This window comes from Actimicrobium sp. CCI2.3 (genome assembly GCF_035019065.1).
Classification (GTDB): Bacteria; Pseudomonadota; Gammaproteobacteria; order Burkholderiales; family Burkholderiaceae_D; genus Actimicrobium.
This window is the reverse complement of record NZ_JASJWR010000102.1, coordinates 1-389: the sequence shown is the minus strand read 5'-3', so window position 1 is coordinate 389 and position 389 is coordinate 1. Positions and strand designations below refer to the sequence as shown.

At 57.1% G+C, this 389-nt stretch carries 1 protein-coding gene; it reads left to right on the top strand.

The features are described from left to right. The coding region (locus QN370_RS20625; RefSeq protein WP_323581834.1) for a transposase at nucleotides 1-389 on the top strand (389 nt) is incomplete at both ends.

The following is a 389-nucleotide window of genomic DNA, read 5'->3' as shown; positions in this document are numbered from 1 at the left end:
GCGCATATCGGCGTCGATGCCGAGAGTGGCTTGGTGCACAGCGTGACCACTACGGCGGCGAACGTGGCCGACATCGTCGAAACGGCCGCACTGCTGCACGGCGACGAAGAAACGGTGTTTGCCGATGCGGGCTATACCGGTGTGGCAAAGCGCGAAGAAATGAACGACGTGAAGGTCGACTGGCAGATTGCTGCCAAGCGCGGCACGATCAAGAAGGTCAACGAGAAGCGGCCGTTGCGCGCCATTCTCGACGAACTGGAGCATGCCAAAGCGAGTATTCGAGCGAAGGTCGAGCATCCATTTCATGTGATCAAAAACCTCTTTCGTCATCGCAAAACCCGCTACAAGGGACTGCCAAAAAACACGGCGCACGTCTTTATGTTGTTCGG